The 13,886-nt window shown below is 51.5% G+C and carries 7 protein-coding genes, 7 pseudogenes and 1 other annotated feature; of the genes and pseudogenes, 11 read left to right on the forward strand and 3 right to left on the reverse strand.

The genetic code is table 11. The annotated features are described in order from the left end of the window. Nucleotide 1: 1 nt before the first annotated feature. Nucleotides 2–903, reverse strand: a pseudogene (hisG, locus tag P2W74_RS08630) (ATP phosphoribosyltransferase). 45 nt (nucleotides 904–948) lie between these two features. Then, nucleotides 949–1,071 (reverse strand) — a sequence feature (His leader region). Continuing rightward, complete coding sequence (gene hisL / locus P2W74_RS08635; protein WP_001375657.1) at nucleotides 1,047–1,094, reverse strand: his operon leader peptide; 48 nt, start codon at nucleotides 1,092–1,094, stop codon at nucleotides 1,047–1,049. Its footprint overlaps the feature before it by 25 nt. Nucleotides 1,095–1,268: 174 nt before the next feature. Between hisL and P2W74_RS08640 the strand changes: the two are divergent. The 4 genes and pseudogenes from P2W74_RS08640 to plaP all read left to right on the forward strand — a co-directional run bounded on the left by P2W74_RS08640 (nucleotide 1,269) and on the right by plaP (nucleotide 4,692). Beyond that, nucleotides 1,269–2,094, forward strand: a pseudogene (locus tag P2W74_RS08640) (SDR family oxidoreductase). 46 nt (nucleotides 2,095–2,140) lie between these two features. Beyond that, nucleotides 2,141–3,066 (forward strand): annotated as a pseudogene (locus tag P2W74_RS08645) (LysR substrate-binding domain-containing protein). A gap of 215 nt (nucleotides 3,067–3,281) precedes the next feature. Continuing rightward, nucleotides 3,282–3,344, forward strand: a complete 63-nt coding sequence (yoeI, locus tag P2W74_RS08650) for a membrane protein YoeI (protein ID WP_181684280.1) — start codon at nucleotides 3,282–3,284, stop codon at nucleotides 3,342–3,344. Next, nucleotides 3,334–4,692 (forward strand): putrescine/proton symporter PlaP, encoded by a 1,359-nt coding sequence (gene plaP / locus P2W74_RS08655; RefSeq protein WP_276294699.1) that lies wholly within the window; start codon nucleotides 3,334–3,336, stop codon nucleotides 4,690–4,692. The genes yoeI and plaP overlap by 11 nt, the downstream gene beginning before the upstream one ends. Nucleotides 4,693–4,803: 111 nt before the next feature. Here the strand turns inward: plaP and sbcB are convergent. Further along, nucleotides 4,804–6,229 (reverse strand): annotated as a pseudogene (gene sbcB / locus P2W74_RS08660) (exodeoxyribonuclease I). A 398-nt stretch (nucleotides 6,230–6,627) separates the two neighbouring features. On the opposite strand from sbcB, the pseudogene phsA reads away from it, so the two are divergent. The 7 genes and pseudogenes from phsA (at nucleotide 6,628) to P2W74_RS08695 (ending at nucleotide 13,880) form a co-directional block, all read left to right on the forward strand. Beyond that, a pseudogene (gene phsA, locus P2W74_RS08665) lies at nucleotides 6,628–8,904 on the forward strand (thiosulfate reductase PhsA). Nucleotides 8,905–8,918: 14 nt separating this feature from the next. Further along, complete coding sequence (gene phsB, locus P2W74_RS08670) at nucleotides 8,919–9,497, forward strand: thiosulfate reductase electron transport protein PhsB (protein ID WP_276294700.1); 579 nt, start codon at nucleotides 8,919–8,921, stop codon at nucleotides 9,495–9,497. Then, on the forward strand, nucleotides 9,494–10,258 hold the full coding sequence (gene phsC, locus P2W74_RS08675) for a thiosulfate reductase cytochrome B subunit (protein ID WP_276294701.1): 765 nt from the start codon (nucleotides 9,494–9,496) through the stop codon (nucleotides 10,256–10,258). The genes phsB and phsC overlap by 4 nt, the downstream gene beginning before the upstream one ends. Nucleotides 10,259–10,409: 151 nt before the next feature. Beyond that, nucleotides 10,410–11,582: pseudogene (dacD, locus tag P2W74_RS08680) on the forward strand (serine-type D-Ala-D-Ala carboxypeptidase DacD). A 122-nt stretch (nucleotides 11,583–11,704) separates the two neighbouring features. Next, on the forward strand, nucleotides 11,705–12,175 hold the full coding sequence (sbmC, locus tag P2W74_RS08685; protein ID WP_276294702.1) for a DNA gyrase inhibitor SbmC: 471 nt from the start codon (nucleotides 11,705–11,707) through the stop codon (nucleotides 12,173–12,175). Nucleotides 12,176–12,311: 136 nt separating this feature from the next. Next, nucleotides 12,312–13,372, forward strand: a pseudogene (locus P2W74_RS08690) (FUSC family protein). Between the two features lie 172 nt (nucleotides 13,373–13,544). Beyond that, the gene (locus tag P2W74_RS08695) at nucleotides 13,545–13,880 is read left to right on the forward strand and encodes a DUF496 family protein (RefSeq protein ID WP_162379907.1); all 336 of its coding nucleotides are present in this window, start codon (nucleotides 13,545–13,547) and stop codon (nucleotides 13,878–13,880) included. Nucleotides 13,881–13,886 lie beyond the last annotated feature (6 nt).

Here is a 13,886-nt window from a genome sequence, read left to right on the forward strand (position 1 = left end):
TTTACTCCATCATCTTCTCAATGGGCAGCACCCAGAATCGAACTGGCGCCCAGCGCTTTCAGTTTTTCCATGGTTTCCCAGAACAGGGTTTCACTACTGACCATGTGCATCGCCACGCGTTGCTGATCGCCTGCCAGCGGCAGAATGGTTGGGCGCTCGGCGCCTGGTAGCAGGGCGATAACTTCATCCAGACGCTCGCTTGGCGCGTGCATCATGATGTATTTGGATTCGCGGGCCTGAATAACGCCCTGAATACGGGTCAGTAATTTGTCAACCAGCAGTTGTTTAGCATCGGCCAGTTCGCCGTCTCGCTGAATCAGACACGCTTTAGATCGGTAGATAACTTCAACTTCACGCAGGCCATTGGCTTCAAGCGTCGCGCCGGTTGACACCAAATCGCAGATCGCATCAGCCAGACCCGCACGCGGGGCGACTTCAACAGAGCCATTAAGCAGACAGGATTTAAACGAAACGCCTTTCTGGTCCAGATAACGTTTCAACAGGTGCGGATAAGAGGTAGCAATGCGTTTGCCATCCAGCCCGGCAGGGCCATCCCAGGCTTCGTCGACAGGGGTCGCCAGCGAGAGGCGGCAACTGCCGAAGTCGAGACGACGCAGCGTAAAATAGCGAGGATCTTCACCCTGTGCGCGGCGGTTCAGCAGTTCCTCTTCGAGGACGTTTTCACCGATAATACCCAGATCAACGACGCCATCCATGACCAGGCCCGGGATGTCGTCGTCACGCCACGCGCAGAATATCGATAGGCATATTCTCTGCCATCGCAATCAAACGCTGAGTGTGTAAATTAATTTTAATCCCGCAGCGAGCCAGAAGTTCGCGTGAATCGTCGCTCAAACGGCCTGATTTTTGAATAGCTATGCGTAAACGAGTGTTATCTAACATCTTTTAATCCTCTTTATCCTGTCTGAACCGAGCTGAATCACGCACAAAAAAAAGCCCCCGGAAGAAATCTTCCGGGGGCTTTTTCATACGTTCATGCACCACTGGAAGATCTGAATGTCTTCCAGCACACATCGCCTGAAAGACTAGTCAGGATGATGGTGATGATGGTGTTTAAATTGAACGCGTGTCATAAAATTCTCGATGAATGCTTATTCATTTGATGTCTTTTAACCTAAACCACTTTAACGCAGGAAAGCAAGGGCTTTTTTTGTACATTAATTCATTTCATATTAATGGTATGAATTGTCAGTCACACCATGCTGGCGTAGCCTTATATAAATGGTGCCAGATTCAGGAGAAAAGGGATGAAAAAGGTCGCGATTGTCGGTTTAGGTTGGTTAGGTATGCCGCTGGCGATGTCTCTGGCCGCGAAAGGCTGGCAGGTTATCGGCAGCAAAACCACTCAGGATGGGGTGGACGCGGCCCGCATGAGCGGTATTGAAAGCTATCCGCTGCGCCTGGAGCCGGAGCTGGTTTGTGAAACGGATGATCTTGATGCATTGATGGATGTGGATGCATTGGTGGTAACGTTACCTGCGCGTCGTAGCGGTCCCGGTGAGGATTTTTACCTGCAGGCGACGCAAGAGCTGGTTGATAGCGCGCTGGCGCATCGTATCCCGCGTATTCTCTTTACCAGTTCCACGTCGGTGTACGGCGATGTGCAGGGGACGGTAAAAGAGAACATGGCGCGCAACCCGGTGACGGCGAGTGGACGTGTACTGAAGGAGCTTGAAGACTGGCTGCATAATTTGCCTGGCACCTCCGTGGATATTCTTCGCCTGGCGGGGCTGGTGGGGCCAGGAAGACATCCAGGACGTTTCTTTGCCGGTAAAATGGCACCTGACGGCGAGCAGGGGGTGAATCTGGTGCACCTGGAGGATGTGATCGCTGCCATCACCCTTCTGTTACAGGCACCTAAAGGAGGACACATCTATAATATATGTGCGCCCGCGCACCCGGCGCGTAATGTGTTCTATCCACAGATGGCCCGTTTATTGGGAATGGAACCGCCGAAATTCCGGGAAGGCCCGGAAAAGGGAAGAGGTAAAATTATTGATGGCAGCCGGATTTGTAATGAGCTTGGATTTGAGTATCAGTATCCGTGATCCGCTGGTGATGCCAATGGAATGACGCGAACGGCCAGCAGATGATCGCCATATACCCTGAGGGGGCGAGCATGAAACCACTGCTGGACGTTCTGATCATTCTTGATGCTTTAGAGAAAGAGGGCAGTTTTGCGGCGGCGTCGGCAAAATTATTTAAGACGCCTTCTGCTCTCAGCTATACCGTCCACAAACTCGAAAGCGATCTGAATATTCAGTTACTGGATCGCAGCGGTCATCGGGCCAAATTCACCCGCACCGGCCAAATGCTGTTGGAAAAAGGCCGGGAAGTCCTGCACACCGTGCGTGAGCTGGAAAAACAGGCGATCAAACTTCACGAAGGATGGGAAAACGAACTGGTCATCGGTGTGGATGACACATTCCCTTTTTCACTTCTGGCGCCCCTCATCGAATCTTTCTATCAACATCACAGCGTTACTCGCCTTAAATTTATCAATGGTGTGCTGGGCGGCTCCTGGGAAGCGCTTACGCAGGGACGGGCGGATATCATTGTGGGGGCAACGCATGAAACCGCCTCCCTTTAAGCGGTTTCGGTTTTGTGCAGTTGGGGTATCTTGAGCAAGTCTTTGCTGTCGCACCGCACCACCCCTTAGTGCAGGAACAAGAGCCGTTGAGCCGCCGTATCATTAAACGCTTCCGCGCCATTGTGGTCGGCGACATTACTCATCCGGCGTCCTCATCTCAGCTTCTCGAAGACCAGGAAGCGATAACCGTGTTTGATTTTAAAACCAAACTGGAGCTGCAAATCAGTGGGCTGGGATGCGGCTATTTACCGCGCTATCTGGCGCAGCGATTTCTGGAAAGTGGCGCGTTGGTCGAGAAGAAGGTGGTGGCGCAAATCTTCTTTGAACCGGTATGGATTGGCTGGAACGAGCAGACTGCCGGACTGGCCAGCGCCTGGTGGCGAGATGAGATTTTAGCAAATAGTGCTATTGCTGGTGTCTACTCAAAAAATGCTGTTGGTAAATCAATCGATTAGAAAAATTAATTTGGGACAGATGTCTCATTCTATTGTTATTTCGCCTCAATCTAGTGCAAAATACGCCGCTTGCAAAAAATGACATTAACCGACGTTTTCATACGCGTCGGTTATTTTTTTGCATCAAACCAATCATTCATAAAAGAGGCCGGGCTTCGTACCGGATAGATACTTACTAAAAACCGACAGTTGTTGTCGCTGAGGAATCCGTAAAAATGGGGCAATTTTTTGCTTACGCGACGGTATTCGCCGTAAAGGGGAATGACCATGTCGCATAACGTTACTCCAAACACCTCTCGCGTGGAATTACGTAAGACGCTTACGTTGGTTCCGGTTGTTATGATGGGCCTTGCCTATATGCAGCCAATGACGCTGTTCGATACATTTGGTATCGTTTCAGGCCTCACAGACGGTCACGTACCGACGGCATACGCCTTCGCGTTGATCGCTATTCTGTTTACGGCGCTGAGCTACGGGAAGCTGGTACGTCGTTACCCTTCTGCTGGCTCTGCGTATACCTATGCCCAGAAATCCATTAGCCCTACCGTCGGTTTTATGGTGGGTTGGTCTTCTCTGCTCGACTACTTGTTCGCGCCGATGATCAACATTCTGCTGGCGAAAATTTACTTTGAAGCCCTTGTGCCTTCGATCCCGTCGTGGGTGTTTGTTATCGCCCTGGTGGCGTTTATGACGGCATTTAACCTGCGCAGTCTCAAATCCGTGGCTAACTTCAATACCGTTATTGTGGTGTTGCAGGTGGTGCTGATTGCGGTCATTTTGGGCATGGTAGTTTACGGTGTGTTTGAAGGCGAAGGCGCCGGTACGCTGGCCAGCTCGCGTCCGTTCTGGTCTGGTGATGCGCACGTGATTCCGATGATCACCGGTGCGACGATTCTGTGCTTCTCGTTTACCGGGTTTGACGGCATTAGCAACCTGTCGGAAGAAACCAAAGATGCAGAGCGCGTTATTCCGCGTGCTATTTTCCTGACCGCGCTTATCGGCGGCCTGATCTTCATCTTTTCAACCTACTTCCTGCAGCTGTATTTCCCGGATATTTCTCGCTTTAAAGATCCGGATGCCTCTCAGCCAGAAATTATGCTGTATGTTGCGGGTAAAACCTTCCAGGTTGGCGCGTTGATCTTCTCCACCATCACCGTACTGGCTTCTGGTATGGCGGCACATGCGGGCGTAGCACGTCTGATGTACGTGATGGGTCGTGACGGCGTGTTCCCGAAAAGTTTCTTCGGTTACGTTCACCCGAAATGGCGTACACCGGCGATGAACATCATTCTGGTGGGGGCGATTGCTCTGCTGGCAATCAACTTTGACCTGGTGATGGCGACTGCGCTTATCAACTTCGGTGCGCTGGTGGCATTTACATTTGTTAACCTGTCGGTGATTTCACAGTTCTGGATCCGTGAGAAGCGCAACAAAACGCTGAAAGACCATTTCCAGTATCTGTTCCTGCCGATGTGTGGTGCGCTGACCGTTGGCGCGCTGTGGGTTAACCTGGAGAGGAGCTCCATGGTGCTGGGCTTGATCTGGGCCGCGATTGGCCTGATTTATCTGGCCTGCGTGACCAAAAGCTTCCGCAACCCGGTGCCGCAGTACGAAGACGTCGCGTAACCGCTGACTTTTCTGCGCCCGTCTGTTCGGCCTGGCGCAAAATAAAAAACCGGAGCGCTGTCTCCGGTTTTTTTATGCTGCAGATTCAGTCATCAGGGACTTACTAGGTTCTCAGACAATCTCTTCGACGTACTGCCAGAGCGATTTCAGTAACGTTTGCTTCCCGCTATCATCAGCATACTGCTGATACAACATCTGCAATTCATCCGCATAGCGTTGCAAAAACTCTGGTGTGAAGACCTGACGGCGGTGCTCCAGCCAGCGCTGCTGTTCCGCTTCATCCAGGGTGCCCGGGAAATTACGGCGCGATAATTAAACAGCAGTTTTTCTATGCGCTTATCGGCGAAGGTGATATCCAGCGCGGGTAAATTGCGCGGCTCCGTTTCCAGAATGATCTTCATGGCTTCACGATCCGCATCGCCGAAAAAGCCATTATAAAGCTGAGCATCAACGTTATCCGAGGGGGTAAACGGCTCTGCTTCTGCAAAGATCGCCACGACTTTATCGCGTACCTGCGGGTTTTTCGCGCAACACTTTCAGATTATCGAGACACTGCTGGCGATTAATGCCCAGCCGGTCCGCATCTTCCGGGCGCAGCGTATTGGCCTGCGCCAGAACCGGGCACTTATTGATGTGCACCAGTTTGACGGGAACTGCGGCGTTATCGCCCAGATCGGCTTTGGCTGTGTATAACCGCTCGCGCAGGGTATTACTGTCAAGCTCCAGCAGCGGGGAAATATCACCCGCCAGATCCACCATGATCACCGCATTCCGATTTTCCGGGTGCCAGGCCAGTGGGGCGACCCAACTGGTATTGCCGCGCCATGCGCCAAACATACCGGAGACATGGACCAGCGGCTTCATCTGAGGGACATCAATCAGCGCAGCCAGCTTATGCTTGTTACGGTGGGTGTAAAGGTACTCAAACAAACGCGGCTGGCGCGATTTCACCAGTTGCGCCATCGCAATGGTTGCATAAACATCGGCCATCGCATCGTGTGCGTTGGCGTGTTCAATTCCGTTAGCTTTGGTTAAATGTTCAAGGCGAAAACTGGGCAGCCCGTCATCGTTTTCGGGCCAGTTGATCCCTTCCGGTCGCAGAGCGTAGCAGGCGCGCATCACATCCAGCAGATCCCAGCGTGAGTTGTCGTGTTGCCAGCTCCAGGCGTAGGGATCGTAAAAGTTGCGGTACAGAATATTGCGCGTGACTTCATCATCGAAGCGGACATTGTTGTAGCCAAGGATACAGGTCTTCGGCACGCTAAACAGGGCGTGAATTCGTTGAGCGAAGGCGGCTTCGTTTTCCCCTTTTTCCCGCGCTTCCTGCGGCGTGATGCCGGTGATCAGCACGGCTTGCGGTTTGCGGGAGGTAATCATCGGCAGGCTTGCAGTAAAACACCTCCGGCTCGCCAATAACGTTAAAATCGCTATCGGTGCGAATCGCGGCGAACTGTGCGGGTCTGTCCAGTGCGGGGTGTGTACCAAATGTTTCGTAATCGTGGAACAAAAAGGTAGGAAGCTGCTTGCCGTCATTCATTGTGGAGTTGTACCCGGTTTCAATTTTCGCTCTGGTAAGAGTAACAAAAAACGACAGGGTAATCAGCAAGACCGGTGCTTTGCCTGAATCACGAATGCGAATTAATTGGGTTGTTATTAAATTTCAGCGAATACAGAAATAACGTAGCTGATTTGTATCTTTGTTTTAATAGAGTGAGCCTGGGCAGTGATATAAATTTACGCTAATTTGACGACATCCAATGGGGTTATTTTCTTGCTGACTGTCATTATTTGACTGTATTCGGAATCTTTTGATAAGTAACAATTTTTAGCTATTTATCTATTTTATTGCTCTCTGTTATGAATTGTGAGTAAGGACATAAACTTACGATATATATTCAATATAATTATTGGATATATCTAATAACAGGAGGTTATATGAGCATCAGTCGGCGTAGTTTTTTGCAAGGCGTCGGGTTGAGTTGTTCCGCGTGCGCCATAGGCGGCTTTGCACCGGAGCACTGGCGCGCAATCCGACAGAGGGAGTGAACGGTAAAACATCCCTGACGCCCAGTCTGTGCGAAATGTGTTCGTTTCGGTGTCCGATTCAGGCACAGGTCATTAAAAATAAAACGGTTTTTATTCAAGGCAATCCTCATGCCCCCCAGCAGGGAACGCGGGTTTGCGCCAGGGGCGGCAGCGGTGTCAGCCTGGTGAACGATCCTCATCGTATTGTGAAACCCATGAAGCGCACCGGCCCGCGCGGCGGTGGTGAATGGCAGGTCATTAGCTGGCAGCAGGCTTATAAAGAAATTGCTGAAAAAATGACGGAAATTAAAAAGCAATATGGGCCGGAAGGGGTCGTATTTTCTTCCAAGTCCGGCTCGCTTTCAGGCCATCTGTTTCATCTGGCTACCGCATTCGGCTCTCCGAATACCTTCACACATGCCTCAACCTGTCCTGCCGGAAAATCCATTGCGGCAAAAGTGATGATGGGTGGAGACCTGGCGATGGACATCGCAAATACCCGCTACATGGTCTCGTTTGGACATAATTTGTATGAGGGGATCGAAGTTGCGGATACCCATGAATTGATGACCGCGCAGGAGAAGGGGGCCAAAATGGTCAGCTTCGATCCGCGTCTTTCCGTTTTCTCCAGCAAAGCAGATGAGTGGCATGCGATTCGTCCCGGCGGTGACTTACCGGTATTGATGGCAATGTGCCACGTCATGATCAACGAAAATCTTTACGATGCCGCCTTTGTTGAGCGTTACACCAGCGGATTCGCGCAGCTGGTGGATGCGGTGAAAGAGACCACGCCTGCGTGGGCGCAACAGCATTCCGACGTGCCTGCCGATGTGATTGTGCGGGTCACGCGAGAGCTTGCCGCCTGCGCGCCGCATGCCATGGTCAGCCCCGGTCATCGCGCAACATTCTCTCAAGAAGAGATCGACATGCGGCGCATGATTTTTACCCTGAACGTGCTGCTCGGAAATATTGAGCGCGAGGGCGGGATGTACCAGAAAAAAAGGGGCCGCAACGTATAACAAACTGGCAGGAGAAACGGTCGCTCCGGTGCTGGCAAAACCTGACGTCAAAAATATGCCCAAGCCGAAGGCAGAGCGCATTGATTTAGTGGCGCCGCAATTCAACATTATCGCGGCAGGCGGTGGTGTCGTCCAAAGCGTGATTGACGCGGTGCTAAAACAGACGCCTTACCCGGTGAAGGGCTGGATTATGTCCCGCCACAATCCTCTGCAAACCGTCACCTGTCGACCGGATCTGGTGAAAACCATGGAGCAGTTGGATCTGGTCGTGAGTTGCGATGTGTATCTGAGTGAGAGCGCGGCTTACGCAGACTATCTGTTACCGGAATGCACTTACCTTGAGCGTGATGAAGAAATCTCCGACATGTCTGGGCTCAATCCCGCTTATGCGTTGCGCCAGCAGGTGGTGGACCCCATTGGCGAGGCGCGTCCGAGCTGGCAAATCTGGAAAGAGCTGGCTGTGCAGTTGGGCCTGGGGCATTACTTCCCCTGGCAGGATATGCAGACTCGTCAGCTGTATCAGCTCAATGGCGATCATGGCTTGTCGGCGGAATTGCGCCAGAAAGGGTATCGGGAATGGGGTGTGCCGCTGTTGTTGCGTGAGCCAGAATCCGTTCGTCAGTTTGTCACGCGTTATCCCGGCGCGGCGGCGGCAGACAGTGAAGGAACCTATGGCGACCAGCTACGTTTCAAATCGCCGTCCGGCAAAATCGAGTTGTACTCTGAAGCGCTGGAAGCCTTGTTGCCTGGCTATGGGATACCTCAGGCCCGCCACATCGCACTTAAAAAAGACGACGAACTTTATTTTATTCAGGGCAAGGTTGCCGTACATACCAACGGCGCGACGCAGTATGTCCCGTTACTCAGTGAGTTGATGTGGGATAACGCCGTTTGGATCCACCCGCAGACAGCCCGCGAAAAGGGTATCCGCAATGGGGACGAGATCTGGCTGGAAAACGCAACCGGCAAAGAAAAAGGGAAAGCGCTGGTCACGGCAGGCATTCGACCCGATACGCTGTTTGTTTACATGGGCTTTGGGGCGAAAGCCGGGGCGAAAACCGCCGCGACAACGCACGGCATTCACTGCGGAAACTTGCTGCCGCATGTGACCAGTCCGGTTTCTGGCACGGTGGTGCATACCGCTGGCGTCACGCTTAGCCGGGCATGAGGAAGGAGAAAAGCATGAATCAACCGACGAATTCATATGCCATGTTGCATGACGAGAAACGCTGCATTGGATGCCAGGCGTGCACGGTGGCCTGTAAGGTGCTTAATGATGTCCCGGAGGGATTTAGCCGCGTTCAGGTGCAGATCCAAACGCCTGACCCTGAATCTGCCACGCTGGATCATTTTCGTTTTATCCGTGTCTCCTGTCAGCATTGCGAAGACGCCCCCTGCGTCACGGTATGCCCAACCGGCGCCTCATTCCGTGATGAAAACGGCATCGTGCAGGTCGATAAATCGCGCTGTATCGGCTGCGATTACTGTGTTGCAGCGTGTCCGTTCCACGTTCGCTTTCTGAATCCCCAAACGGGGATTGCCGAAAAATGTAATTTCTGTGCCGATACGCGTCTGGCATCAGGACAACAGCCCGCCTGCGTCTCCGTGTGTCCGACGGATGCGCTGAAATTTGGTCGACTCGATGAACCGGAGATCCAACACTGGATCGGCCAAAAAGAGGTGTACCGGCAGCAGGAAGAAGGCAGTGGTGCGGTCAGTTTATACCGACGCAAGGAGATACATCAGGAGGGTAAAGTATGAATACCATCTGGGGAGCCGAACTGAACTACACGCCGGATTACTGGCCTTTATGGCTCGTCTGTGCGGGGGGCGTGGTGTTGATGCTGCTTGCCGCACTTGGGGCGCATGCGCTGTTGCGCGCCATGTTTTCACCGAAAACGGCGACAGGGGAAGAGCAACGTGACTACCTCTATTCACTGGCGATCCGCCGCTGGCACTGGGGAAATGCTCTGCTCTTTGTCCTGCTTTTGCTCAGTGGTCTGTTTGGCCATTTTTCAATCGGACCTGTGGCATTAATGGTGAAACTACATACCGTGTGCGGATTTGCGCTGGCGGCATGTTGGATCGGCTTCATCCTCATTAATGCGTTCGGTGGTAACGGACATCACTACAAGGTGAACGTCAACGGACTGGTCACGCGGTGTCTGCGGCAAACGCGTTTTTACCTGTGCGGCATTATGCATGCGAAGCGCACCTTATGCCGCACGACGGAAAATAAATTTAACCCGCTACAGCAACTGGCGTATCTGGCCATCATGTATGCGCTCGTGCCTCTGTTGATCATCAGCGGATTTCTGTGTTTGTATCCGCAATTCATGGGGGCAGGTCCGATAATGCTGGTGTTGCATATGGCGTTAGCCGTCGTTGGGCTGCTGTTTATTTGCGCACATATTTACCTTTGCACGCTCGGTGATACACCAGGGCAAATTTTCCGCAGCATGATAGACGGTTATCACCGCCATCGCAGTCATCATGCGGAAACTTCGCCGCGTAAGGGATAATTTTCCCCCGCGCTGAAACCCGGAAAACAGGCTCGGTGGGTTAAAATCATGCAAGGAAATGTGCTTTGAGTCACATTTTCTTGCAATTTTTTCATGTTTGTTCAACAGAACTTCCGTAAAAAGAACAGCAAATTATTCTCTTTCTGAGGACATGCTGTTGAAATCCCGTTTGTTTATTGCCGCTTCGCTGTTTACGTTGAATCTTACATCTGCCTTTGCAACCAATACCCCGGACTTTTCTCCCCAGCCGCCAGCCATTGACGCAGGGGCGTGGGTGCTGATGGATTACACGACAGGACAGATTCTTACCGCCAATAACGAACACCAGCAGCGTAACCCTGCCAGCCTGACCAAACTGATGACCGGGTATGTGGTTGACCGCGCCATCGACAGCCATCGTATTAGCCGCAACGACATTGTGACTGTCGGACGTGATGCCTGGCAAAAGACAATCCTGTGTTTGTGGGTTCCTCATTGATGTTCTTAAAAGAGGGCGACCGCGTCACGGTGCATGATTTAAGTCGTGGGCTGATCGTTGATTCAGGCAACGATGCTTGCGTGGCGCTGGCGGATTACATTGCCGGGGGGCAGCCGCAGTTTGTTGCCATGATGAACCGCTATGTGCAAAAGCTAAATTTACAGGATACGCATTTTGAAACGGTACACGGGCTGGATGCGCCGGGTCAGCACAGTTCGGCGTATGACCTTGCGGTACTTTCGCGTGCGATTATTCATGGCGAACCTGAGTTTTATCATATGTATAGCGAAAAGAGCCTCACCTGGAATGGCATCACGCAGCAAAACCGCAATGGCCTGCTGTGGGATAAAACGCTCAACGTTGATGGTCTTAAAACCGGACACACCTCTGGCGCCGGATATAACCTTATCGCCTCTTCCGTGGATGGGCAGCGCCGCCTTATCGCCGTGGTGATGGGGGCTGAAAGCCCGAAAGGCCGTGAAGAACAAGCCCGTAAACTGTTGCACTGGGGGCAACAGAATTTCGACACGGTGCAAATTCTTAAAAGTGGGAAGAAAGTTGGTAGCGAACGCATATGGTACGGTGACAAAAGAGAACATCACATTAGGCACTGAGCAGGATTTTTGGTTAGCGCTTCCAAAAGCAGAAATTCCTAATATCAAAGCAAAATATGTACTTGATAGAAAAGAGATTGTGGCACCTATTGCCGCACATCAACGGGTTGGCGAAATTGAACTCTACGATCGGGATAAACTGGTCGCGCACTGGCCGCTGGTGACGCTGGAATCCGTTGATAAAGGCGGCGTTTTTTCGCGTCTGAGCGATTATTTTCACCATAAGGCATAACGGATTTGTTCCGGGGCAGACTGGCGAGAGTGCGAGTCTGCTCACATAATAATCACTATTTCCTTGTGGCTGTTAGGTGAAAATTATACTGTATATAATAACAGTATAATGACGGAGGCATTATGAACTACGAGATCAGACAAGCAGAGAAACGCAGGATTGCCGGTTTTCACATGGTTGGACCGTGGGAAAAAACGGTAAAACAAGGTTTTGAACAACTGATGATGTGGGTTGATGGAAACCAGATCGTGCCGCTGGAATGGATTGCCGTTTACTATGATAACCCTGATGAAGTCCCGGCGGAGAAACTGCGTTGCGATACCGTTGTTTCAGTACCCGCTGATTTCACGTTGCCCGAAAACAGCGAAGGTGTGATCCTCACTGAAATAGTGGGCGGTCAATATGCTGTTGCTGTCACACGCGTTGAAAATAACGATTTCGCGACGCCGTGGTATCAGTTTTTCAATAGCGTGCTGCAGGATAGCCGTTACCAGATTTCCGGCAAACCTTGTTTTGAGGTCTATCTGAATAATGGGGCAGAAGACGGGTACTGGGATATTGAAATGCATATACCGGTACAACCGAAGTCGTGATATTGATGTTTTCGGCGTTACTGCGCGGACGATCGCGACATTCGTTCATCCTGGATAAGATCTGTCCGCAGCAGTGATGTTTTCAGTGAAAAAGCAGGTACAATGCGTTTTTTGTGATTTCCAGATGGAGCCGAAAGTGCGTACCGATAAGTCGCTGAGCCCCTTTGAAATTCGTTTGTATCGCCACTACCGCGTCGTGCATGGGATTCGCATTGCGCTGGCATTTATCCTCACATTTCTGTTCGTTCGTCTGTTCCATATCCCGGAAGGCACGTGGCCACTTATTACGCTGGTGGTCATTATGGGGCCGATCTCCTTTTGGGGTAACGTGGTCCCCCGGGCCTTTGAACGTATCGGCGGTACGATTCTGGGAGCGGCGTTAGGGCTGGTGGCGCTGCGCCTGGAGCTTTTCTCATTACCGCTGATGATTATCTGGTGCGCGGTGGCGATGTTCCTGTGCGGGTGGCTGGCGTTAGGCAAAAAACCGTATCAGGCGTTGTTGATAGGAATCACCCTGGCCGTGGTGGTAGGTGCGCCAGCAGGCGATATGGAGACGGCATTATGGCGAGGCGGCGATGTGATTCTGGGGTCGCTTTTGGCCATGTTGTTTACCGGTATCTGGCCGCAACGGGCGTTTATACACTGGCGGATCCAACTGGCGCAGTGCGTCACGTCCTATAACCGACTCTATCAGGCGGCGCTTTCTCCTAACTTGCTTGAACGTCCACGGGCTGGATAAACACTTACAGCGGCTACTTGGGGATGTCGTGAAGATGCGCGGCTTGATTACGCCCGCCAGTAAAGAAACCCATATTCATAAATCGATATTTGAAGCAATTCAAACGATTAACCGCAATCTGGTCTGCATGCTCGAGCTGCAAATTAATGCACACTGGGCATCGCGCACCAGCCATTTCGTGATGCTGAATGCCCATACACTGCGTGAAACGCAACAGATGATCCAGCAAACGTTACTGACGATTACGCATGCGTTGTATGAAGGAAACCCCGCAGCCGGTGCTGGCAAACACCGGGAAGCTGAACGACATTGTGGCGGAACTTCGGCAACTGATTAATGAACAGCATAGCGACAGAGTGGCTGAAATCCCCATTCATGGCTATGTTTGGCTAAGCATGGAAACCGCGCGCCAACTGGAGCTACTCTCGCATTTGATCTGTCGCGCATTGCGCAAATAAAGAGCAGATAAGGTGAATGATTCTACTGCTGCTTCGATTCAGCAAGGAATAAGGGTATGATACGGAAAAAGGATAAAACCATTGTCATCTGCAACGGCTAAAAGTAATGTTTACCCTTACTTGTCGCGGTTGCTTAAACGAATCCGAATCTCACATTATCAGGGGTGTAAAAATGGAAACTACCAAGCCTTCTTTCCAGGACGTGCTGGAATTTGTTCGTCTGTTTCGCCGTAAGAACAAGCTGCAACGTGAAATCCAGGACGTTGAGAAAAAGATCCGTGACAACCAGAAGCGTGTGCTGCTGCTGGACAACCTGAGCGACTACATCAAACCAGGTATGAGCGTTGAAGCGATCCAGGGCATTATCGCCAGCATGAAAACCGACTATGAAGATCGCGTTGATGATTACATCATCAAAAATGCAGAAATCTCCAAAGAACGTCGCGACATTTCTAAAAAGCTCAAAGCAATGGGTGAAATGAAAAACCCTGACGCAAAAGCAGAATAATGCGTT

Origin of the sequence: Citrobacter enshiensis (assembly GCF_029338175.1) — a bacterium.
Lineage (GTDB): Bacteria > Pseudomonadota > Gammaproteobacteria > Enterobacterales > Enterobacteriaceae > Citrobacter_D > Citrobacter_D enshiensis.

Excerpts from the sequence above, each read along its gene's own strand:
- plaP (WP_276294699.1), top strand. The coding sequence starts at position 3,334 with ATGTCGCATAACGTTACTCCAAACACCTCTCGCGTGGAATTACGTAAG.
- P2W74_RS08695 (WP_162379907.1), top strand. The coding sequence starts at position 13,545 with ATGGAAACTACCAAGCCTTCTTTCCAGGACGTGCTGGAATTTGTTCGT.
- phsC (WP_276294701.1), top strand. The coding sequence starts at position 9,494 with ATGAATACCATCTGGGGAGCCGAACTGAACTACACGCCGGATTACTGG.
- sbmC (WP_276294702.1), top strand. The coding sequence starts at position 11,705 with ATGAACTACGAGATCAGACAAGCAGAGAAACGCAGGATTGCCGGTTTT.
- phsB (WP_276294700.1), top strand. The coding sequence starts at position 8,919 with ATGAATCAACCGACGAATTCATATGCCATGTTGCATGACGAGAAACGC.